Genomic DNA, 22,683 nt, shown 5'->3' on the forward strand with positions numbered 1-22,683 from the left:
CGACATGGATGACGAGTCGGAGTTTGCCGAGCCAACAGGCTCCCTTTCTCGGCAAGCGTACAATATAGTCGAGCGGATGATGATCCAGGGAGAGATACCTCCGGGCGCTCTCCTTTCCGAAGTCCTTTTGAGTCAGATGATCGGCATTGGTCGCACTCCGGTGCGCGAGGCGCTTCAACGTCTCGCGCGCGACCGCTTGGTGACGATTGTTCCCCGCAGGGGCGCGGTTGTCAGTCGCCTCGGCCCTGAGGAGTATCTTGATACCCTACCGATCCGCCGGGAGGTCGAGCGTGAGATCGTCACGATCATGGCGAAGGTCGCGTGTAGGCAACACCGCCACTCACTGCTCGGGCTGGCGAAGGAGATGCGTGAGGCGGTCGACGAGGGTAGCATCTACAAAGCAATTGAGATAGACCGGCGCTTCAAGCTCATTGAGGCCGCTGCATGTAACAACACGCTCCTGCTGTCTGCGATCCGCCCGCTGCACGCACTGTCAAGGCGCTTCTATTTCGCGCAGGCACGCAAGCCGTTGCCGCAAGTCGCACTCGCGCAGGCTAGGTTGATGGAGCATATTGCACAAGGAGACGAGGGTGCGGCACGCGACACCCATGACGCCTTCGTAAATGCCATCGAAAGCTTCGCCCATCGGCTACGCCAGCGGGCGAAAACGATGGGAGGCCCAAAGGTTGATCAAAAGCGGGCCGCTCATATCTTCCATAGCGATGGTTCGAGCCTTTCCTCTCAGGCGTTCCAGGTGATCGAGCACCGCATCATCACCCGTCAGTATACAGAGAACGAGCTGCTTACCGAAGGACGACTAGGAGAGGAGCTTGGCCTCGGTCGCACGCCGATAAGGGAAGCGTTGCAGAAACTCGCATCGCATCACCTTGTTACAATCATCCCCCGCAAAGGCGTACACGTTACCGACTTTGAATCTCTGGACCTTGAAACTCTGGTGCAGGCCCGCCGCCCCTTAGAGGCGTTGCTGTGCCGCCGAGCAGCAGAACGTGCGAATGCAATGCAGCGGCGAGGGCTGCATAGCGTAATGGAACCTTGGCTTGAAGCAGCCAACAGAAATGACAATGCGACGATCATGCGTCTCGATCTGGAGATGAAGTCGCTGCTCATAGAGGCTGCGGGAAGCATCTATCTCGCCGATGCCATCACACCGATACATACTTTAGCTCGAGCCCTCTATTTCCGTCATCAAACGACTTCGGACCTTGATGTCGCGCATGCTCAGGTCGAGGTACTGCAAGCCATCATTGACGGCAACCCACTGGAAGCTGGTCTGGGTGCTCTACGGTTTATCGCCGAAAGCGCTCATGCTATTCGAAAGAGTTTAAGATGCATCTATAAATAAAGCCGAGATGGCGATGCCGGTCTCATCCTCGATGGTGATAAAATAACTCCCTTGGCGGAGCCTTGCATCTTGCGCACCAGGACCAGACCAGCCGCCTTCAGCCATTTGCCGTCACGCGCGCCTCCTTTACGACCGCCCACATGAAGCCGACCAGTTCACGGGCGATCGCGGTGCAGACCACCGTTGTCCGTTTGCCTCGAGCGCTTAGCATGCGGTAGCGGGCTGTGAGGCGGGACTGCGCCTTCCAGGCGATCTCTCGCACCTTCGGTGGCGCCTGTTCCAAGCGGTATAGCTTCGCCTTCCCGACCTTGGGTGTATGTCGACAGGTCCAGGCGCTCTCGACCAACATGTGACGAACCCGACCGTTGCCTGCCTTTGTGATGCCGCTGCGCCGGACTGTCTCCCCGGTTGAGCGCTCGCCGGGAACCAGACCGAGATATCCCATGAGCTGGCGCGGACTTTCGAACCGGCTGGCGTCGCCGACTTCGGTGACGAACGTCACGGCCACAATCAGATCTACCCCACGCAATGTCTGAAGCGCCCACACGAACGGTGCCAGCGACCAGGCCGGGACGAACTCTTCGGTCACACGCTCCAGCCGCTCGACCCGCTCTTTCGAGACGCGCACCGCCTCGACCATCTCCTGGAGTGCGATCTGATGCGCGGGATGATCGAACCGCTGTTCCTGAAGCCAGCGTAGATAGTGGACAGGCGTTCGACATACTCAAGGCCTAACATAGCTCTGAGAAGTCTCACCTCGGCTGCGGGAGCATGATCAGCGAGGCGAGCTGATTTGGCTGTTCATGTCCCAGCTAAAGATTTGCGACAGAACCCTATCTCGACCCCTTGGACATCGAGCGAGGAGGACGAGCGGCATCAACCAGTCGCGGCTGGCAGACAAAGGGACAGCGCGCTGCGCCTGACGCGGACGGGCCTCTGGCCCCACTGATCGCGGGCCAGAGGCCCCTCCCCGCCGGGTCGTTGTCGAAACTGTGCGCAAGAGCAGCGATTAGCTCGGGAAGGATCGTGCCCGTTCTTTTGGCGCGGCGATCGTCAGCGCGGGGGGCCTTTCCGAATGCACCTTTTAGCAGGCTATTGAAAGAATATTGCTCGTGGCCTCGAGAATGGTCTCGTCGCCGTTGTGATCGGCGAACGTGATCTCGATCGAACCATCATCGAATAGTTCGGCGTGGCCGCGACTGTGACCTCATCCATCTCGTCACATCGGCCCCGGTGAAGAAGGCCATCGATGGCTGTAGCTGGCATCGAGTCTCGGTTTGCAGAGCGACGAAGGCTACCTCGCTAGTGTTGTTCGCTCCAGATCTAGTCTGCGGCCGCTCGCCAAGACCTGGAAACAGCCCCGCACCATTCAAGGTCAAGATGACGGCCATGTTTACGCTGCAGCCAAAAGTTATGTCTGGAAATCGGCCGCGTTCCGAAGATCGCAATTTTGACGCCAAGGACGACCAGCAATCCCTGGACCCATTCCAGCTCTGCCTTCTATGTTGGGTTATACAATTTCTGATAGTTATAATGTATAATCACACAATGGACAGGAGCCGGCGAGAGTGACTACGCTGTTGTTACCAGCGAGGTAACGATCGTGCTTCAATCGCGCCTAGAACCTGCCACACAAGACGGTTCGCCTTCGGCCATCCGGCCGGGCAGCTTATCCGATGATGATTGTACGGCATTGCTGCAGTGGATGCTGCGTCACGACACGACGGCGCAGCAGGCCAGGGAGGCAGGATTTGTTACCGAACTCTCCCGCTACCTGGCCGGACAAGGCATTGCTTCCAGGAAAATACCGGGGGACGAAGGGCGCGCCAATCTGATCGCAAGCCTCGACAGCGGCCGTCCGGGTCCCCATCTGGTCTTTTGCGGACATTGCGACACGGTACCACTCGGCGACCGCGAATGGCAAAAACCGCCATTCGGCGGAGCCATCGAGGGCGGGCGAATCTACGGACGCGGCAGTTCGGATATGAAGGGGGGCCTCGCCGCCCTTACTGCCAGCTTGCTCGACATGCACGCCAATGAAAACTGGTCGGGGCGGCTTTCGCTGGCCGTGACCTATGGCGAGGAGACCGGCTCCGAAGGGGCTAGGCTGATGGCCGGCGACGGCAGCCTCGCTCCATTCGACGCGATGATCATCGCCGAACCGACCTCCAACCGAGCGGTGCGCAGCCACAAGGGTGCGCTGTGGCTGTCGTTCACCGCAACCGGGCGCACAAGCCATGGCTCCATGCCGCAGATGGGGCTCAACGCACTGGAAATGGTTGTTCGCTTCCGGGAAAGGCTGCTCGAGCTTGACGTCCTTGCCGCATACGACCCGCTTTTAGGTCAGCCAACGATCTGCCTTACCCGCCTGCAGGGTGGCACGCAGGTCAATGTCATCCCCGATCGTGCAATCGCGGAATTCGACATGCGCACCCTGCCGGGGCAAAGCCATGACGAGATTCTTAAGGCGATACGAGCCATCGCGCGTGAGATCGAGACCGAATATGAGGGCGGAAAGATCGTCGTCGAGAGTATCAACTCCCTGCCGGCGCTCGATACTCCAGCCGACAGCGCGATCGTTCGCGCGGCCTTGGACGTCAGGCAGGAACTGGGCATGCATACCGCAGAAGCCGGAGGCGCCAGCTATTTCACCGACGGCTCGGTTCTGCAGTCCCTCGGCGCCGACATCCTGATACTGGGCCCCGGCAACCCCGGCGAGGCGCACCAGACCGATGAAAGCCTCGACCTCTCTGATTATCTGGCCGCTCGCCGCATCTATACGGCTATGGCCCATCGTTTTCTGCGCTCTCCCGAATGAGGCGGGAGGACGTTCCGCGCCGATACTGAAAAACAGGACCGGCGCCTCAGATCCACCCCCTCGTAAAGGGGATCAACCCACTTCTAGGAGGAGTTTCAATGTTGTTCGACCGTCGACGATTCCTGAAAATTTCCGCCGCCACTGTCAGCGCGGGAGCGCTCAGCGGCATTCCCCTCATGGCCCAGGCACAGGCCAAAGGCGGTGTGCTGAACGTGGTGGTGCAGCCGGAGCCGCCCGGCATCATGATCGGTATCTACCAGAACGTGCCCTCGCAGATGGTCGGCGGCAATATCTTCGAAGGCCTGCTGCGTTTCGACGCGGACCTGAAGCCGCACCCGTTGCTGGCCGAGAGCTGGGAAGAAGCCTCCGACGGCATGTTCTATTCCTTCAAGCTGAAGGAAAACGTGCTGTGGCACGACGGCAAGCCGTTCACGTCGGAAGACGTGGTCTTCAGCGTCGACAAAATGCTGCGCGAGACCCATCCCCGCGTCCGCAATTTTCTGAATGCCGTGGAGAGCATCACCGCTGACGGGCCTTACAAGGTTGACTTCAAGATGAAGCATCCCTTTGCGCCCTTCATTCAGTCTTTCGAGGTCGGCTCCATGCCGATGCTGCCCAAGCATCTCTATGACGGCACTGATTACAACACCAACCCGGTCAACAATGCCCCGATCGGCACCGGACCGCTGAAATTCGACGAATGGCAGCGCGGCTCCTATCTCAAGCTGGTCGCCAACGAGAACTATCACGAGGAGGGTGTCCCCTCCATCGATGCAGTCTATTTCCACGTCATCCCCGATGGCGCCAGCCGTGCAACCGCCTATGAGACCGGCAAGGTCGACGTGCTGCCAGGGGGCGCGGTCGAATATTTCGACATCCAGCGGCTTGCCGAACTGCCCAATTCCGAGATCACCACCAAGGGCTGGGAATTCCAGGGATCGCAATGCTTCCTGTGGCTCAACAACGGTTCCAAGTGGATCGACGACAAGCGGGTCCGGCAGGCAATCATGTACGCGCTCGATCGCGAGAACATGCGCAACATTGCCTTCTTCGGCTATGCCAAGGTGGCGCCGAGCCCGTGGAACAGCTCTACCCGGTTTTATTCGGAAGACATCAAGCAGTATCCACGCGATGTCGAAAAGGCAAAGGCGCTGCTTTCCGAGGCCGGGTACGATGGAAGCCCGATCCGCCTGCTGCCTCTTCCATATGGCGAAACCTGGCAGAGGCTTGCCGAAATCGCGCGCGAAAATCTTACCGAGGCGGGCATTCAGGTTGAACTCACCGCTACGGATGTTGCCGGCTGGAACCAGCGCCTCGGCGAGAAGGACTACGACATTGCCTTCTCTTATATGTCGCAATATGGCGACCCGGCGCTGGGTGTCGCCCGACTCTACACGACGTCCAACATCATAGAAGGCTCACCGTGGAACAACGTCTCCGCATTTTCCAACGCAGAGCTCGATGCGTTGTTCGATGCGGGTGCGGGCGAGATCGATCCTGAGAAACGAGCCAAGATTTATCAGGACGCACAAGCGCTTATCGCCGAGGAAGTTCCGCTTGCCTGGCTGTTCGAGATGATCTGGCCGACCATCTACCGCTCGAACATCAAGAACCTGATCTCGTCGGCGGTCGGCCTCAACGACAGTCTGGGGCGCGCCCGGATCGAATAGGGACGAGCATGCCGGCACGCAGCCCGGTCGTCCGGGCTGCTCAAGCATGCAGCTAGCCAGAGGCGAAGAATGTGGATCGTCTGAGATTTCTGTTGGGCCGCTTGGTACAGGGCGTGGTTGCGCTCTTTGTCATAGCCACCTTAAACTTCCTGCTGATCCGCGCGGCGCCAGGCGATCCCGTAGCGGTGATGGCGGGCGAGGCAGGCGCGGTCGACAAGCATTTCCTGGAGACTTTGCGCATCCAGTACGGGCTTGACCAACCACTATTCACGCAGTGGTGGACCTATATCTCGCGCATCGCCACCCTTGACCTCGGCTTTTCCTACCGCCAGCAGCAGACGGTCGCTCAGCTCATCACCGACCGACTGCCCGCGACGCTGCTGCTGACGCTGTGCGCGTTTGTCTTTTCGCTCGTGGTGGGGATCGGGTTCGGCGTGCTGGCCAGCCGGCGCCCCGGCGGCTGGACGGACAGGGTGATTGGCTTCGCGGCCCTGATCTTCTATGCCGCTCCCATGTACTGGCTGGCGCTGATGGCCGTTCTGGTCTTCTCCATCCAGCTTGGCTGGCTGCCCGCTTTCGGCTACAGTTCCGTTGGTGCCAATCTCACCGGGGTGGCCGCGACACTGGATGTCGCGAAGCACCTGATACTGCCGACGCTGGCACTCTCCTTCTTCTACATCGCCGTCTACACTCGCATGACTCGGGCCAACATGATGGCCATGGCCCAGATGGCGTTCGTCAAGACGGCGCGCGCGAAGGGCGCGGCCGAATCCCGCGTCCAGTTTCGCCATGTACTGCGCAACGCGCTTCTGCCGGTGGTGACGCTTGCCGGATTGCAGGCGGGTAACATGGTCGGCGGCGCGATCATGACCGAAACCGTCTTCGCCTGGCCCGGTATCGGCAGGCTGATGTTCGATGCCCTGCTGCAGCGCGACTACAACCTGCTGCTCGGCGCCTTCCTGATCGCGGCGGCTCTGGCCATCGTCTTTAACATCATCACGGACCTCATCTACACCGTGATCGATCCGAGGATTGCGCTGTGATCGGGAAATCCGTCCTTCGCCGAATGTTCACCCGCACGGAAGTGTGGATCGGGCTGATCGTCATCTTCGGCATTGTTGCCATAGCATTGCTGGCGCCGTTGCTGTTCCCTCGCGGACCCTGGGCCATGGGCGGACGCCCCTTCCTGCCGCCGATGACCGATATGCGCTTTCCCCTAGGGACCGATACCACCGGCCGCGACATTCTCGCGGGTCTGGTGTGGGGCGGTCGGGTCTCGCTTCTGATCGGGCTGGTTTCGACTGTGGTTTCGGTCGTCATTGGTGTCGTCATAGGCGCCATCGCCGGCTATGGCGGCGGCCACGTCGACAGCGCGCTCATGCGCTTTACCGAGATATTTCAGGTGGTGCCGAGCTTCGCGCTGGCGCTGGTGCTCGTGGCCGTGCTGCAGCCTTCGGTAGGCTCCATCGTGATGGCGATCGGTGTGGTGTCATGGCCTCCGGTAGCCCGCCTCGTACGGGCGGAATTCCTGTCGCTGCGTAGCCGCGATTTCGTGCTGGCGGCACGGCTCCAAGGTCAGAGCGCGTGGGCGATCATGTTCCGGCAGATACTGCCCAACGTCGCCTCTCCCATCATTGTCATGGGATCGCTGATGGTGGCGACTGCCATCCTGCTGGAATCCAGCCTCAGCTTTCTCGGCCTTGGCGACCCCAATCAGATGAGCTGGGGCTTCATGATCGGAGCCTCGCGCACGGTGCTGCGCCAGGCATGGTGGATGGCGACAATCCCGGGGCTGGCCATCGCCGCAACCGTGCTGGCGCTGAACGTGTTGGGCGAAGCGCTCAATGACGCGCTCAACATCCATTCGCGCAACAGGTGAAGGCAATGTCAACCGACACCGCTCCATTGCTCGAGGTCAAGGATCTCGACATCTCGCTGCCCAAGGGGGCAGATCGTCCGCTGGCGGTCTCGAACGCCTCTTTCAGCCTGATGGCTGGCCGCACGGTCTGCATCGTGGGCGAATCCGGCTCGGGCAAATCCACTATTGCCGATGCCATCACGGGTCTGCTGCCGCGCCCGCATCTGGAGGCGAAAGCCGGATCGATCCTGTTTGGCGGGCGCGATCTTCTGAAGCTCGACAATGTGGGCATGCGTAAGTTGCGCGGGCGCGAGATCGGCATGGTCTTCCAGGAGCCAATGGCTGCGCTCAACCCATTGATGAAGATCGGTGCACAGCTTGAGGAGGTGCTGGAAATCCATCTCGACCTGTCCGCGGCCGAACGCCGGCAACGGGCATTGACAGCGCTCCGCGATGTCAGATTGCCACGGGTGGAGGAGCTTTATGAGAGCTATCCGTTCCGGCTCTCCGGCGGCCAGCGCCAGCGCGTGGTGACGGCCTGTGCGATGATGCTGGAGCCCCGCCTGCTCATCTGTGATGAGCCGACGACGGCGCTCGACGTGACCACCCAGGCTCAGATCCTCAAACTAATCGCATCGCTTCGCGAGCGCCGCGGCACTGGGGTGCTGTTCATCACCCATGATTTCGGCGTCGTTTCCGAGATTGCCGACGATGTCGTCGTCATGCGCAACGGCTGCATCGAGGAACAGGGAGCGGCGAAAGACGTGCTGCGCAACCCGTCATCGGCCTATACGCGTCAACTGATCGACGCAATCCCGACCGGCACGGCCACACCGCGCAGAACAACGGGCACGACGCCCCTGCTCGAGGTGAAGAGCCTCAAGCGTACCTATTTCCTGTCTTCGGGACTGTTCGGCTCCCCACGCAGGGTGGAAGCGCTGAAAGGGGTGAGTTTTAACCTAGAGCGGGGTTCGACGCTTGGAATCGTCGGCGAATCCGGCTCCGGCAAATCCACTCTCGGCCGATGCGTGGTCGGCCTGGAAAGACCCGACGACGGAGAGTTGATCCTTGCCGATGCCGGGCCCGGCGGGCATCGCGGCGGGCGCATTCAGATGATTTTCCAGGATCCGTTCTCCTCGCTCAACCCGAAGATGACCATCGGGCAGGCCGTTGCCGACGGGCCGATGACCCAGGGCGTGTCGCGGGCTGCCGCCTGGCGACGAGCACGGGAGTTGCTGGAACTGGTTGGCATCAAGCCCGAGGCCGCCACCCGCTATCCGCACGAATTTTCCGGCGGGCAGCGCCAGCGCGTGGGAATCGCGCGGGCCCTGGCCATGGATCCAGTGCTGATCGTTGCTGATGAACCCGTTTCCGCACTCGACGTGTCCGTTCAGGCCCAAGTGCTCGACCTGTTCGAGGATCTGCAGAAGAAACTCGACTTTGCCATGCTGTTCATTACCCACGACCTCCGGGTCGCGGCGCGTATGTGTGACCGCATTGCGGTGATGCAGAATGGCGAGATCGTGGAAACCGGAACCGGGGCTGAGGTGCTCTCCGCGCCACGGCACGACTACACGAAGCAATTGCTAGCGGCGATCCCCATGCTGTTCAACGAAGCGCCTATGGAGGTGTCCTGACATGCCGGTAACGGCCATTCTCATCCGCGCGCAGGATCATGTCGCGACGCTCACGGGAGCCGTCGCGACCGGCGACACGGTGCTTATCACCGGACAGGGCGAGCCGCGCGAGATCGCCGCGCTCGGCGACATGCCCGCGGGTCACAAGCTGGCTGTGCGGCCCATCCGCCAATACGAGCAGATCCTCAAATATGGCGAGGTGATCGGCGAAGCCACGCAGGACATTGCCGAGGGTGGACATGTCCATGTCCACAATTGCTGGGGCGTGAAGGCCCGGCGTCATTCGTGAGGCTGAAGGGAGTATGGCTATGAAATTCCAGGGCTATCGTCGGCCTGACGGCCGCATCGGCATTCGAAACCATGTTCTTGTGATTCCAACCGTGGCTTGCGTCAATCGCGTGGCGATGGACATTTCCAACCGAACCGGGGCGGCGACATTTATGCATCCCTATGGCTGCACGTTCGATGCAGAGGAAAACCGGACCACCGAAGAGGCATTCATCGGCCACGGCCTGCATCCGAATGTCGGCGCGGTGCTGGTGGTGAGCCTCGGCTGCGAAACCGCGTCCGGATCGAAAGTGTTCGATGCGATCAAGGCCTCCGGGCGTCCGGTCGAGCGGCTCGTCGTTCAGAAGGCAGGAGGCTCGCGGACGACCTCCGAAACGGGCGTCGAGATCGTGGAGCGCATGAAGGCCGAGCTGGCGACGCAGCAGACAGACGAAGGCGATCTTTCCGAACTTATCATCGCCCTCGAATGCGGCTCATCCGACGCCTTTTCGGGACTTACGGCCAATCCCGCCGTCGGCGAGGCCGCCGACATCATTGTCGACGCCGGCGGAACCGTGATCCTGTCGGAATTGACCGAAATGGTCGGGGCCGAAAGCGTGCTTTATCGCCGGGGCAAGACGCCGGACGTGCGTGATGAACTGATGCGCCGCATCAAGGCCTACGAAATCGAACTTTCGATGACCACCGAGGACGACAGCGGCTTGTTCATTTCGCCCGGCAACATCGAGGGAGGACTGACCACAATCGAGGAAAAGTCGCTCGGCTGCATTTACAAGGCCGGCACGCGCCCAATCACCGAGGTTGTCGATTACGGTCAGACGCCGCGCGAGAAGGGTGTCATCATCATGGACACGCCCGGCTACGACATTTCTTCCGTGACCGGCAAGATCATCGGCGGCGCACATATGGTGCTGTTCACCACGGGCAAGGGCACACCCTCCGGCTCGGCCATCGCGCCGGTGCTGAAGGTCAGCTCCAACAACCGCGTTTTCCGTGAAATGCCCGATGATATCGACATCAGCGCCGGCGACGTGCTGGAGGGCACGAAGTCGCTGCGCCAGGTCGGCGAGGAACTAGTCGATCTGGTGATGCGCACGGCACGCGGCGAGAAGGCCAAGGCCGAATATTTTCAGATTCAGGAATTCGCCATCCCCAATGTCAGTGTGCTGCGCAAAGAGGTCATCCATGCCGAGATGATCAAGCGCAACGATCTCGGGTTTATGCAATGAAGCTGGCCTATATGTACGCCACACCGGAAGTGGCGCCTGCACATGTCACCGCGATCCAGGGAGATGCAGCGGCCTGTTTCGCACGCATCCGGGAACTGGGCTATGAAGGCGTGGAACTCCTTGTCCGCGACCCCCGCGCCATCGACCATGGGCTGATCGAGCGGCAGCTTGCGGATGCGGGCCTTGCCATGCCGGCGGTCTGCACCGGCGAGGTTTATGGCGAGGACGGGCTTTCGCTGGCCGATCCCGACCCGGCGCGCCGTGCCAAGACGCTGGAGCGGATGATTGCCGCCATGGATCTGGCCGCCCGCTTCGGAGCGATGGTCAATGTCGGACGCATGCGCGGCCGGTATCAGGACGGCATAGAGCCAGCCCGCACCGAGGCTTGGGTGAGCGAGGGCATGCAGGCGGCCGCCGATGCACGCCCCACAACCCGCATCGTGCTGGAGCCGGTCAACCGCCACTATGCGAATTTCCTGATGCGTACGGCCGAAGCCGCCCGCTTCGTGCGGCGGCTCGGCCGATCCAACATCGGGCTGATGCTTGATCTGGCCCACATCACCATAGAGGGCGAGGTCCATCGCGAGAGCGTTGCCGAAGCCGGCGACCTGTTCTGGCACTACCATGTTTGCGACAGCGACCGGAAGGCTGTCGGGCACGGCGAATGGGACATTGCGGCCGCGCTGAACGATCTCGACGCGATCGGCTACGACGGCTGGATCACCGCTGAACATTTCCAGATTCCCGATGCCAAAACGGCGATGGCGCAGTCCATCCGCTGGCTGAATGGACATTACCACAAACACTGACTCACACAGGAAATTGCCATGAGGATCATACGCTTTGCCCACAATGGCGCGGAGCACTGGGGCCTGCTCGAAGACGGTAGGGTGCGCGCCCTGCCCGAAGGGCCCTTCGGAGAGATTGCGCCGGCCCCGGATGCTCTGCCGCTTGAGGCGGTGAAGCTTCTTGCTCCGGTGAAACCGGGCAAGCTCGTCTGCGTCGGGCTGAACTACGTTCTGCATGCTCGAGAATCCGGCCTGCCGCTGCCCGATGAGCCGATGCTGTTCATGTGCTCGCCGCAGGCAATCATCGGCCCAGGCGAGGCCATTGTTCTGGACAGCCTCGAGCAGCGCGTCGAATTCGAGGCCGAGCTCGCCATCGTCATCGGCAAGCGCGCGCGCAACGTTGCGGCAGCGGAGGCGGCATCGGCTATTCTGGGCTACACATGCGCCAACGATGTCTCCAACCGCGACCTCCAGCTCAAGGACAAGCAGTTCACCCGAGCCAAGTCGTTCGATACCTACAAGCCCGTTGGCCCCTGGATCGAGACGGAGTTGAGCCCCGACACCCAGAGCATTCGTCTGTTCCAGAACGGCGAACTCCGGCAGGATTCCACCACTGCGGACATGATTTTCCCAACTTCCTTCATCATCGAGTTCGTCAGCTCGATCATGACGCTGGAGCCGGGCGACGTCATCATCACCGGCACGCCTTCCGGCGTTGGCCCGATGAAGTCCGGCGACCGGATCGAGATCGAAATCTCGGGGATCGGAAAGCTGGAAAACACTGTCCAATGAGCCTCGCGCAGAGGGCTGGCAGGTAGGTTTCCGCGTCAGCCCTCCGCGTTCGTCAGCAGGGGAAGCAACTGCAGTGCTGCGTAAAGGCGAAGCCGCGTATCGGTCCTGAAATCGGTCAGACCGAGAATCGTGCGGCACCGCTCAAGCCGCTGGCGCACGGTGTTGACATGCAGCCCCAGAAGCTCCGCGGCGCGGGGCATGCTTTCATCCTCCCGCAGCCATACCTTCAGCGTTTCCATGAGCGTCGTTCCCTGCTCGCCCATAACCAACAGCGGTTCGAGAAGCCGCAGGAAGCCGGGTCGGCTTTCCTCGATGACGGACGGATGCGCGAGCAGCCGCAGCAGCAGCATATCCTCATGCCGGCTCATGCGATTGAAGCCGTTTAGCCTTACGCCGAAGGTCATCGCCTGGTTGGCTTCGTGCCGCAATGTAGCCGCCTCGGACAGGGCGGCCGGCCCGGACTGGCCAAGGCCATAGAGAAAGCCGGGCGTATATTCGAGTTGCCGCTCGAACACCTGATGCAGTTCGCGCAGCACGGCTTCGCTGGCGCGGGGGTCGAGGCCTGGGGCTGGCACGGCAACGACATACTCGCTGCCATCTTCCTCCTCACGTAGCAAGGCCTTGTGGCGCCGCGAAAATTGGCGAAGGCGCAGCGTGAGCAGCGCGCCATCGAGGGTATCGGCGTCAAAAATGCGGGCAACCACCGTATGCCATGCATTTGCCGGAGGCAGGGCCTTGGCGATGAGAACATTCTTAGCTTCGCGCGAGAGAAGCGGATCAAGTAGATCGCCGAGCAGTTTCGCATTGCTCGCAAGATTTGCGCGCATGCCGGCGTTTACGTCGACCAGCGCCTGCAGGAGGTCTACGGAGAGGCGCAAGCATTCGAGGTCGGGCTCTGAAGCGCTCTGGTCGCGCTCGATAACAGCCGCCATGCCGCCGCCGTTCGCCCCCATTCCCGAACGCGCCACGGCAACCTTTGTACCGCCGACCGTCACGCGCAGAGGTATGTCGTCCGGCTGGGCACCGGTCGCCGCACCGTCGATGAGCGCTTCGGCCAGCGTTTCGGCCTCGGCCGCGGTGACTCCCCGACTTTCAAGTTGCAAGCCAGCTTCATTTTCAAGGGCAAGCACCACCGGCAGATTGACGAAGCCGGCCACCAGTTCGAATAGGTCTCGCAGCGACCCAATTCCCGTGCGATGCTGAGAAAAGGCACGGTAGATGGCGCTGAGATGGGCCGCTTCCCTGCCCTGCTGCCGCCCGCCATGGGCAAAGACCTTGCCGATGAGATCGCTCCACGCCAACGGTCCCGGCAAGGAAATGATCGGAAATCCAAGCTCTTCCGCGCGGCCGCACGCATTGTCGGGAAGCTCGCGCAGATACCTGGTCAGCTTGACGCCAAGACCGGCCGCATTGCGCGCCGCGAGCTGCTCGATCAGGACCACAAGCGCATCTGGGCTTTGCTGCACAGGATAGGTGCTAGTCACGACGAACTCGTGCGGCTTTACCCAGTTGACCGCATCAGGCGCATCGATGACGGTGACAGACCGGACATCGACGGACAGTGAGCCGGCGCCGGCTATGATCGTGTGGCCGGAAAGGATTTTCCAATCCAGCATTTCGCGCAGGCTCAGCATGGGGCCTCGGGAAGGAGGACTTCGGGCGTGTGCGCCATAGTGCAACGTTGTCCTTTCAGTGGTCCATAGGTTCACTCCAAACAAGGGGAAGAATTCGATCCGTGCAACGTGGCGTTGGTCTGGTCCACAGGATCCCTATGAAAACCGACTGGATATGCCAGTCGGGCACGACCAGTCTCGAGGCGAGCTTGTCCCGTCTGCCACCGGCATAAATGGGAAGGCCGGACCTATCGAGGTATCCAGGCCGGATAGTCGGACACGAAGGCATGGCCAGGCAGGATAACCCGACCGCACCCAGGCCTGAACCCACGCGAGGCCGCATGCGCCGCTCTGGCGGGCGCGCAAATGTCTGGGTGATCGAGAGCGGCCGATAGATTTTCCCATGGCTGCGATGGCGACGGGGGCGGCTGTCGGAGCTGCTGCGATCGGGCAGGTCCACCGCCGCGTGGTCTCGCTTCAGGCGGACGGGTCCGCGGCCTATACGTTGCAATCGCTGTGGACGCAGACGCGCGAGAATCTGCGCTGCACAACGCTTCTGCTGAACAATCGGAAGTACTCGATACTTCTGGGAGAGTATGCCAAGGTTGGCGCTAATCCTGGCCCGACCGCCATAGACATCCTCTCGCTCGATCGTCCGGCGATTGACTGGGTCAGCCTGGCGAAATCCTTCGGGGTCGAAGCAAAGTCAGTCGACACGCTGGAGGAATTGCGCGGGGCCATGTCCGAAGCCCTGATTCATGATGGCCCCTTTCTCATCGAGGTGCGCTTCTGTTGATCTCCGCGTATTCAAGGAGCGTTCGTGTGCCAGCCACTTTGGGTGCCGAGCGACCGCGATGCGACCTTCGTTTTCCGCCCGCAGCTTGTGCGTCCACCCGCCGCCAAGAGTTGCAGACATGTCCGCCAGGCCACTCTTGCTGAGTTTTTTGAGACAACTTGCCGTATCATTTTCCGCCGACCCGTTCAGCGATCCAGCGATAGAGATTGTTGGCAGCCGGGTGGTCAAGCTTTCCGTTTGGTATGACGAAGTGGTAGCCGTTCTCAGTCGCCAGCGGAATATCGGCCACGACCTTGAGTTGCCCGGCCTGAAGCTCCTGTTCGATGAGATAGAGCGGCAGGAGCGCCACGCCGAGCCCGGCGGCCGCTGCCTGGATCATCATGGTGAACTGATCGAAACGGTGGCCCTGGTAGGCGGAGACCGCATCCACGCCGGTCATGCAGAACCAGTCGGCCCATGCCTTGGGGCGCGTGGCGAGATGCAGCCGGGGCGCCTGGGCCAGATCGTCCGGCCTTTCCGGTTGTCCGCCCCCGAATAGCGCCGGGCTTGCCACCGGCACGATCACCTCCTGACAGAGGTAGCGGCAGGTGGCGTTCGCCCAAATGGGCTGGCCGTAGTGGATTGCGGCATCAAAGCCTTGCTCCTCCAGATCGAAAGGCGCGGAGCGCGATGCGATGTCGAGCGCGATGTCCGGATGCGCCCGCAGGAAGCCCGGCAGGCGCGGAATCAGCCAGCGGCTGCCGAAGGTCGGCAGGGTGGCCAGGCGCAGCAGAGACGCCTTGGACCCTGCCATGGCGCGCAGCATCGCCGCCTCACCCTGCTCCAGCAGCTTGCGCGCATCTGGCAGGAACCGGCGGCCGGCCTCCGAAAGCACCACGCGCTGGCGCACCCGTTCGAACAACGGCACGCCGAGTTGCACTTCCAGTTCCCTGATCTGGCGGCTGACGGTGCTCTGGGTGAGATTCAGCTCACGGCCGGCCTGGGTCACGCTGCCATGTCGCGCGGCGCTTTCGAAGGCTTGCAGCTTGCCGAGGTCGGGGATCAGAGTGCGCGAAAGGGTCATGGCATTTCTGCATCAAGTCAGACGGATTCAGCGTAATTCATGGCTGTTTGGCCGGGATATACCATCGGCTACGCATCAAGTCCCCATCCTTGGAAAGATCGGAAAACCACATGTCCAGCTCGTTCATGTCCAGCGATGCCATCCGCGCCGCGTTCTCGGCGGCCATGTCGGTCATGTACCGGCAGGAAGTGCCGGCCTACGGCACGCTGATGGAGCTTGTTGCAGACGTCAACGAAGCGACGCTCGACAAGCAGCCCGAGTTGCGCATCAGCCTCCAAGCCACGGAGACACTGGATCGAATCTGCGAGGAAAGGCACGGCGCCATCCGCCTCGGCACCGCGGCCGAGCTTGCCATGATGGGCCGGGTGTTCGCCGTGATGGGCATGTTCCCGGTCGGCTACTACGACCTCAGCGAGGCTGGCGTGCCGGTCCACTCCACCGCCTTCCGTCCGGTGGGCGAGGCATCGCTGAAGATCAATCCGTTCCGGGTGTTCACTTCGCTGCTCCGGCTCGACCTGATCGACGACCCGGAGCTGCGCGCGGCAGCGCAGGAGATTCTTGTCGCGCGGCGCATCTTTTCGGATGAGGCTGTGACGCTGGTGGAGAAGGCCGAGCGCGACGGTGGGCTTTCGCAAGCCGATGGCGAGCGCTTCGTGGCGGAGGTGCTGAACACCTTCCGCTGGCACGAGGTGGCGAGCGTCGACCGGCCGCTCTACGATCGCCTGCACGCCGCCCACCGCCTGATCGCGGACGTGGTCTCGTTCAAGGGGCCGCACATCAACCATCTCACGCCGCGCACGCTGGATATCGACGCGGTGCAGGACGAGATGCCGAGGCGCGGTATCATGCCCAAGGCTGTGGTCGAAGGCCCGCCGAGCCGCGCCTGCCCGATCCTGCTGCGCCAGACCTCGTTCAAGGCGATCGAGGAACGCGTCTCCTTTCCCGACGCAGAAGGCGAGCTCACCGGTGGCTCCCACACCGCTCGTTTCGGCGAAATCGAGCAGCGCGGCATCGCGCTGACGCCCAAGGGCCGTGCCCTGTACGACCGACTGCTCAACGAGGCGCGCGCCAAAGTCCGCCCGGCTGCGGACGGCGCCAACGCACAGTCCTACCGAGCTGCCTTGCAGGAAAGCTTCGCGGCCTTTCCTGACGCATGGAATGACATCCGCAAGGCCGGACTCGGCTATTTCCTCTATTCCATCGTGCCGGACGCCAATCTTTCGAACCCCGCCGGACGCGACATCGAGGCCCTGATCGAGGCCGGCGCGGTGCGCTTCGATCCGATCGTCTACGAGGATTTCCTGCCCGTCTCCGCGGCCGGCATCTTCCAGTCCAATCTCGGCGACGACGCCGTGCAGGAATTCGTGGCGAGCCCGAACCAGAAGCTGTTCGAGAAGGCGCTCAGTGCGAAAGTACTCAATGAGTTCGATCACTATGCTGGCATTGAGCGAACCTCCATCGAACAGTGTCTCGCCGCCGTCAGGGCGATCTCGGCTGCCGCGTGATGACAATTGGCGCCGAACATATCGAACGGCTTAGCACCCTGCTCGGCCCGCAAGGTCTGCTGACCCGACCCGCCGACATCGTGTCCTACGAAAGCGGCGCGCGCTATGATGGCGGCCGCGCCGCCTTCGTCGCGCGGCCGGCTTCCATCGAGGCCGTATCGCAAGCGGTGGCCTATTGCGTCCGCAACGCCATCGCGCTTGTGCCGCAGGCGGGCAATACGGGGCTCGTCGGCGGCTCGACGCCGGATGTCAGCGGCGTGCAGGGCGTGCTCAGTCTCGATCGCCTGCGCTCGACCTTCGAACTCGATACCGACAACCGCAGCCTGCGTGTCGATGCTGGCTTTCGGCTTTCCGAGATCAACGCCCGGCTCGAACAGCACGGCCTGTTTTTCCCCATCGATCTCGGCGCAGATCCCATGGCCGGCGGCATGGCGGCGACCAATACGGGCGGGGCGCGCTTCCTGCGCTTTGGTGACGTGCGCCGCAACACGTTGAGCCTCAAACTGGTGCTGGCTGACGAACAGGGCACGGTGCTGGAATGCGGTACGGGCCTGCGCAAGGACAATACCGGCCCCGACTGGAAGCAGCTCTTCATCGGCACGGGCGGCGCTTTCGGCATCGTCACCGAATGTACCTTCAATCTGGAGCGGCTGCCGAAACAGACGGCCACGGCTTATCTGGTGCCACGCGGCTGCGCGGAGGCACTTCCCTTGCTCCATGAAATCGAGGAGCGTGCCGGCACCTACGTCAGCGCCTTCGAAGGCATGTCGGGACAAGCGATCCTGAACGCGCTCGCCCACGTGCCATCGCTGCGCAATCCGTTTCCGGGCGGCGACATCCCCGCCTATGTCATCCTCGTCGAACTCTCCCGTTCATGGGCGCAAAGGGCGGGCGAACAGCCGCTCGACGCCGTGCTGGAGGAAATACTGGCCGATATCTGGGAACTGCCCGGCGGTCTGCTGCTCGACGCCTTTATCGGCGCCCCTTCCGAGATGTGGGCCCTGCGGCATAGCCTGTCGGAAGGCGCCAAGGCCGCCGGCTATGTCGTCGGGCTCGATCTCGCCTTCCGTCGCGGCGAAGTCATGCGGTTCCGCGAGCGCATGGTGGCAATGTTGGCGGACGAATTTCCGCAGACCGAGATCTGTGACTTCGGCCATATCGGCGACGGCGGCGTGCACTTCAATCTGGTGGTGCCGCGCGACCCGGATGGCGGCGTCGACATCGATCTCGCCACGCGTCTGCGCACCTATGTGACGGAAATCGCGGTGGAGGAGCATCGCGGCAGCTTCAGCGCCGAACATGGGCTCGGCCGCCGCAACCAGCATTTCTACGATCGCTACACCTCGCAAAGGCTGAAGCAGATGGCGGCACAGTTCAGACAGGCAACGTCGCCCGGCGCTGTTGGTGCCGTGCGACTTGGATGATTGAGGCAAAGGCCCTCACGAAGAAAAACGGAAAGGTGAATGTCATGCCGCTCTTGCAGGAAACTTCAGCTCTTCTCTCGAAACTCGGCGTTGCCGGGTCCGCCTTGTCCGCCGGCGACCTGATCGTGAGCAGTCCCGTGACTGGCGAACAGATCGGCTCGCTGAAGTCGATTTCGCCGGCCGAGGCCGGCAATGCCATCGAGCGCGCCGACAAGGCCTTCAGGATCTGGCGCAACGTGCCCGCGCCGAAGCGTGGCGAGCTGGTGCGGCTGCTCGGCGAGGAGCTGCGCGCCGCCAAGGAGGATCTCGGCCGGCTGGTGTCGATCGAGGCGGGCAAGATCCCGTCCGAGGGCCTCGGCGAGGTCCAGGAAATGATCGACATCTGCGATTTCGCGGTCGGCCTGTCGCGCCAGCTCTACGGTCTCACCATCGCCACCGAGCGTCCCGGCCATCGCATGATGGAGACCTGGCATCCGATCGGCGTGGTCGGCGTCATCTCGGCCTTCAACTTCCCGGTCGCGGTATGGTCGTGGAACGCGGCTCTGGCCCTGGTCTGCGGCAATGCCGTCGTCTGGAAGCCTTCGGAGAAGACACCGCTTACCGCGCTCGCCTGCCAGGCGATCTTCGACAAGGCCGCGGCCCGTGTCGGCGGCGTGCCGGAGGGCTTGAGCCAGGTGCTGATCGGCGACCGTGCCGTCGGCGAAGTCCTGGTCGACCATCCCCGGGTGCCCGTGGTCTCGGCCACCGGCTCGACCCGCATGGGCCGTGACGTCGGCCCGCGCCTGGCCAAGCGCTTTGCCCGCGCCATCCTCGAACTCGGCGGCAACAATGCCGGCATCGTCTGCCCTTCGGCCGATCTCGACATGGCGCTGCGCGCCATCGCCTTCGGCGCCATGGGCACGGCCGGCCAGCGCTGCACCACGCTGCGCCGCCTGTTCGTGCATGAAAGCGTCTACGACGCGCTCGTGCCGCGCCTGAAAAAGGCCTATGAGAGCGTCTCGGTCGGCAACCCGCTGGAAACCTCGGCGCTCGTCGGGCCGCTGATCGACAAGGCCGCCTTCGACAACATGCAGAAGGCATTAGGGGAAGCCGAGGCCAATGGCGGAGAGATCACCGGCGGAGCCCGCGTCGAGAACGGGCTTGGCAACGCCTATTACGTGAAGCCGGCCTTGGTCGAGATGCCGAAGCAGGTGGCTCCGGTGACGGAGGAGACCTTCGCGCCAATCCTCTATGTGATGAAATACAGCGACTTCGACCAGGCCCTTGCCGACCACAACGCAGTGGGAGCCGGCCTGTCCTCGTCGATCTTCACGCTGAACCTGCAGGAGGCCGAGCGCTTCCTCGGCGCCGACGGTTCGGACTGTGGCATCGCCAACGTCAATATCGGCACCTCCGGCGCGGAGATCGGCGGCGCGTTCGGCGGCGAGAAGGAGACCGGCGGCGGCCGCGAGAGCGGCTCCGACGCCTGGAAGGCCTATATGCGCCGCGCCACCAACACGGTGAACTACTCCAAGGCGCTGCCGCTGGCGCAGGGTGTTTCGTTCGACATTGATTGAGGGTCAACAATGCCCACCACTTCAGATGCTGCCTCGGTGCCTTTCAGGCCGGCGGCCCGCATTGCCGACATCGGCGTCTCCGAAGATCGGGGCGCGCGCGGCCGCCATGCGCAAAGACGGCCATGATGTCATCGTGCTTGGCGCGGGCGAGCCGGATTTCGACACGCCCGATACGGTGAAGAAAGCGGCCTTCAAAGCCATGAAGCGCGGTGAAACAAAATATACCGCCCTCGACGGCTCGCCCGCCATGAAGGAGGCGGTGCGGGAAAAACTCCGGCGCGACAACGGGCTTGATTTCTCGACAAACGAAATCAGCATCGCCGCCGGTGCCAAACAGGTCATCTTCAACGCCTTCATGGCCACGCTCGGCCCGAGCGACGAGGTGATCGTGCCGACCCCCTACTGGACGTCTTATGCCGACATCATCCGCATTGCCGGCGCCGTTCCGGTGCTGGTTGCCTGCGATGCCGCCAACGGGTTCCGGCTGATGGCCGATCAGCTTGAACGCGCCATCACGCCGGCCACGCGCTGGCTGATGCTGAACTCGCCTTCCAACCCGACCGGCGCGGCCTATGCTCAAGCCGACTATCACCCGCTGCTCGACGTGCTTTTGAAGCATCCGCACGTCTGGCTTCTGGCCGACGACATCTACGAGCACATCGTTTATGACGATTTCCGCTTCGTCACGCCGGCGGCGCTGGAGCCTGCGCTGCGCGATCGCATCCTCACCGTCAACGGCGTCTCCAAGGCCTATGCCATGACCGGCTGGCGCATCGGCTACGGGGCCGGGCCGTCTGCGTTGATCAAGGCTTTGGCCGTGGTCCAGAGCCAGTCCACCTCCAACCCGTCTTCCGTCAGCCAAGCGGCGGCGATCGAAGCGCTGACGGGAACCCAGGATTATCTCAACGAACGCCGCGACAGCTTCCGCGTCCGTCGCGACCTGGTTGTGGACGGGCTCAACGCCATCGAAGGCATCGCCTGTCCCCGTCCACAAGGCGCCTTCTATACCTTCGCAAGCTGCGCGGGAATGCTCGGGCGCACCACGCCGCAGGGTCGAAACATCGAAAGCGATCGCGACTTCTGCGCCTATCTGCTGGAAGAGGCCAAGGTTGCTGTTGTGCCGGGTTCGGCATTCGGCGCCTCGCCCTTCTTCCGCATCTCCTACGCTACATCGCCGGACGAGTTGCGACGGGCCCTGGCGCGCATTGCAGCGGCCTGCACCGCCCTGACGACCTGAATGCGGTGGTCGGACCGGAATAGATCTCACGCGGCGATGCGATCTGCTCGATCTGGGCTCCGGTTCATCACCGCCACCACCGACATGGACGTCGCCTCTTCCGGGTCATGAGTGACGAAGACGAAGGTCTTGCCCGTCCGCTTCTAACTCGGGGCGCGATAGGCTTGAACTGGCCTTCTTTCCACATCATCGATCAAATCCCATCCAAAGAAATTTTGCAATTACAAAATTTCTGGTCATATTTCACCTATTGCAAAATCTCGGAGCATCATGATGAGCGGAGCCAAAATTCAAAAAGCCAACAATATGCCTGTACAGGCTCCGCTGGTTCCCGATCCCGTTCTCCCATATGGATGCAAGAACAGCAAAACCGTTTACGCGATGTGTGAAGTTGACGAGGAGACACTCCGTCGTCATCTGGAGCCTACCCCGTTCAGCTACGTCAGCAATCTGTGCATGATCTACGTGAATGATTTCACGGAAAGCCCTCAGCTTCCATACATGGATGCGGGTATTATCTTTACCGTAAAATACAAGGACACCATCGGTGGCCATTACATGTATGAATGGGAAGATGACGATGCGGCAATAGAAACCGGCCGGTACTGGGGTTATCCGAAAAAATTTGCGCAAATGACGCTTGAGAAAAGCGGCAACATTATTAGGGGCACCGCTACACGACGTGGCGTAAAGCTGATCGATATCGAGCTTGATTGCTCGAAGCCGCTTGCGGACCTTCCCAAGTTGCCGGCTGTGTTTCCGCACCTCAACATTCTGACCATTCCCAATCCCGATGGCCCGGGAATCTTCTCGCAGCGCATCACGCTCCGCGATAATTCATCGACCTGCACCACGCTTTCGAATGATTTCGCCGAGGTGAAGGTGACTATCAATAGCTCACCAACAGATCCGATCGGCGATTTTGCGCCGTTGAAAGTCCTTGGTGGCGGATATTCCGTTACCGATTTCCTCGCAACGACGGAAAATGGCTGGGCCAAAGTCATCGACACGCTCATCTGATTATCTACTGGCTCAGACCAAAGTCA

Annotated in this window: 17 protein-coding genes and 3 pseudogenes; 16 read left to right on the forward strand and 4 right to left on the reverse strand. The window is 61.9% G+C overall.

What is annotated here, in order from left to right; genetic code table 11:
* Nucleotides 1-4: 4 nt before the first annotated feature.
* Complete coding sequence (locus ACCO56_RS17100) at nt 5-1,363, forward strand: GntR family transcriptional regulator (protein WP_433641985.1); 1,359 nt, start codon at nt 5-7, stop codon at nt 1,361-1,363.
* A 9-nt stretch (nt 1,364-1,372) separates the two neighbouring features.
* Here the strand turns inward: ACCO56_RS17100 and ACCO56_RS17105 are convergent.
* Both ACCO56_RS17105 and ACCO56_RS17110 read right to left on the reverse strand, forming a co-directional pair.
* Nucleotides 1,373-1,482, reverse strand: a pseudogene (locus ACCO56_RS17105) (OB-fold nucleic acid binding domain-containing protein); the annotation flags it as partial.
* Nucleotides 1,461-2,072: pseudogene (locus ACCO56_RS17110) on the reverse strand (transposase); the annotation flags it as partial. The pseudogenes ACCO56_RS17105 and ACCO56_RS17110, both read right to left, overlap by 22 nt.
* 984 nt (nt 2,073-3,056) lie before the next feature.
* Here ACCO56_RS17110 and ACCO56_RS17115 point away from each other — a divergent pair.
* The 9 genes from ACCO56_RS17115 (at nt 3,057) to ACCO56_RS17155 (ending at nt 12,443) form a co-directional block, all read left to right on the forward strand.
* Complete coding sequence (locus ACCO56_RS17115; RefSeq protein ID WP_433641987.1) at nt 3,057-4,181, forward strand: M20 family metallopeptidase; 1,125 nt, start codon at nt 3,057-3,059, stop codon at nt 4,179-4,181.
* A 98-nt stretch (nt 4,182-4,279) separates the two neighbouring features.
* Nucleotides 4,280-5,851, forward strand: a complete 1,572-nt coding sequence (locus tag ACCO56_RS17120) for an ABC transporter substrate-binding protein (RefSeq protein WP_433641988.1) — start codon at nt 4,280-4,282, stop codon at nt 5,849-5,851.
* A gap of 92 nt (nt 5,852-5,943) precedes the next feature.
* Nucleotides 5,944-6,894: an ABC transporter permease gene (locus ACCO56_RS17125; RefSeq protein ID WP_433641989.1), complete on the forward strand. Its 951-nt coding sequence runs from the start codon at nt 5,944-5,946 to the stop codon at nt 6,892-6,894.
* Between the two features lie 23 nt (nt 6,895-6,917).
* The gene (locus ACCO56_RS17130) at nt 6,918-7,730 is read left to right on the forward strand and encodes an ABC transporter permease (RefSeq protein WP_433642032.1); all 813 of its coding nucleotides are present in this window, start codon (nt 6,918-6,920) and stop codon (nt 7,728-7,730) included.
* Between the two features lie 5 nt (nt 7,731-7,735).
* On the forward strand, nt 7,736-9,346 hold the full coding sequence (locus ACCO56_RS17135; protein WP_433641990.1) for a dipeptide ABC transporter ATP-binding protein: 1,611 nt from the start codon (nt 7,736-7,738) through the stop codon (nt 9,344-9,346).
* A 1-nt stretch (nt 9,347) separates the two neighbouring features.
* Nucleotides 9,348-9,635: a UxaA family hydrolase gene (locus tag ACCO56_RS17140; protein WP_433641991.1), complete on the forward strand. Its 288-nt coding sequence runs from the start codon at nt 9,348-9,350 to the stop codon at nt 9,633-9,635.
* Nucleotides 9,636-9,648: 13 nt separating this feature from the next.
* Complete coding sequence (locus ACCO56_RS17145) at nt 9,649-10,863, forward strand: UxaA family hydrolase (protein WP_433641992.1); 1,215 nt, start codon at nt 9,649-9,651, stop codon at nt 10,861-10,863.
* Entirely contained in the window at nt 10,860-11,672 is an 813-nt protein-coding gene (locus ACCO56_RS17150; protein ID WP_433641993.1) for a sugar phosphate isomerase/epimerase family protein, read from the forward strand. Before ACCO56_RS17145 ends, ACCO56_RS17150 begins: the two co-directional genes overlap by 4 nt.
* An 18-nt stretch (nt 11,673-11,690) precedes the next feature.
* Nucleotides 11,691-12,443, forward strand: coding sequence for a fumarylacetoacetate hydrolase family protein (locus tag ACCO56_RS17155; RefSeq protein ID WP_433641994.1), 753 nt, complete (start codon nt 11,691-11,693; stop codon nt 12,441-12,443).
* Nucleotides 12,444-12,478: 35 nt separating this feature from the next.
* Here the strand turns inward: ACCO56_RS17155 and ACCO56_RS17160 are convergent, their stop codons facing one another.
* Nucleotides 12,479-14,077 (reverse strand): PucR family transcriptional regulator, encoded by a 1,599-nt coding sequence (locus ACCO56_RS17160; RefSeq protein ID WP_433641995.1) that lies wholly within the window; start codon nt 14,075-14,077, stop codon nt 12,479-12,481.
* A 382-nt stretch (nt 14,078-14,459) separates the two neighbouring features.
* Here ACCO56_RS17160 and ACCO56_RS17165 point away from each other — a divergent pair, with 382 nt between their 5' ends.
* Nucleotides 14,460-14,852 carry a thiamine pyrophosphate-dependent enzyme gene (locus ACCO56_RS17165; protein ID WP_433641996.1) on the forward strand — a complete coding sequence of 131 codons (393 nt, stop codon included), beginning with the start codon at nt 14,460-14,462 and terminating at the stop codon, nt 14,850-14,852.
* A 166-nt stretch (nt 14,853-15,018) separates the two neighbouring features.
* Here the strand turns inward: ACCO56_RS17165 and ACCO56_RS17170 are convergent, their stop codons facing one another.
* Nucleotides 15,019-15,915 carry a LysR family transcriptional regulator gene (locus tag ACCO56_RS17170; RefSeq protein ID WP_433641997.1) on the reverse strand — a complete coding sequence of 299 codons (897 nt, stop codon included), beginning with the start codon at nt 15,913-15,915 and terminating at the stop codon, nt 15,019-15,021.
* Nucleotides 15,916-16,025: 110 nt separating this feature from the next.
* Between ACCO56_RS17170 and hglS the strand changes: the two genes are divergently transcribed.
* The 5 genes and pseudogenes from hglS (at nt 16,026) to ACCO56_RS17195 (ending at nt 22,657) form a co-directional block, all read left to right on the forward strand.
* Nucleotides 16,026-17,420 carry a 2-oxoadipate dioxygenase/decarboxylase HglS gene (gene hglS / locus ACCO56_RS17175; protein ID WP_433641998.1) on the forward strand — a complete coding sequence of 465 codons (1,395 nt, stop codon included), beginning with the start codon at nt 16,026-16,028 and terminating at the stop codon, nt 17,418-17,420.
* Nucleotides 17,420-18,844, forward strand: a complete 1,425-nt coding sequence (locus ACCO56_RS17180) for an FAD-binding oxidoreductase (protein WP_433641999.1) — start codon at nt 17,420-17,422, stop codon at nt 18,842-18,844. The genes hglS and ACCO56_RS17180 overlap by 1 nt, the downstream gene beginning before the upstream one ends.
* Nucleotides 18,845-18,888: 44 nt before the next feature.
* Nucleotides 18,889-20,400 (forward strand): L-piperidine-6-carboxylate dehydrogenase, encoded by a 1,512-nt coding sequence (gene amaB / locus ACCO56_RS17185; RefSeq protein ID WP_433642000.1) that lies wholly within the window; start codon nt 18,889-18,891, stop codon nt 20,398-20,400.
* 9 nt (nt 20,401-20,409) lie between these two features.
* Nucleotides 20,410-21,637: pseudogene (locus tag ACCO56_RS17190) on the forward strand (pyridoxal phosphate-dependent aminotransferase).
* 270 nt (nt 21,638-21,907) lie between these two features.
* Nucleotides 21,908-22,657, forward strand: coding sequence for an acetoacetate decarboxylase family protein (locus ACCO56_RS17195; protein ID WP_433642001.1), 750 nt, complete (start codon nt 21,908-21,910; stop codon nt 22,655-22,657).
* Nucleotides 22,658-22,683 lie beyond the last annotated feature (26 nt).

The sequence above is a fragment of the Mesorhizobium sp. 1B3 genome (genome assembly GCF_050958605.1).
Taxonomy (GTDB): domain Bacteria; phylum Pseudomonadota; class Alphaproteobacteria; order Rhizobiales; family Rhizobiaceae.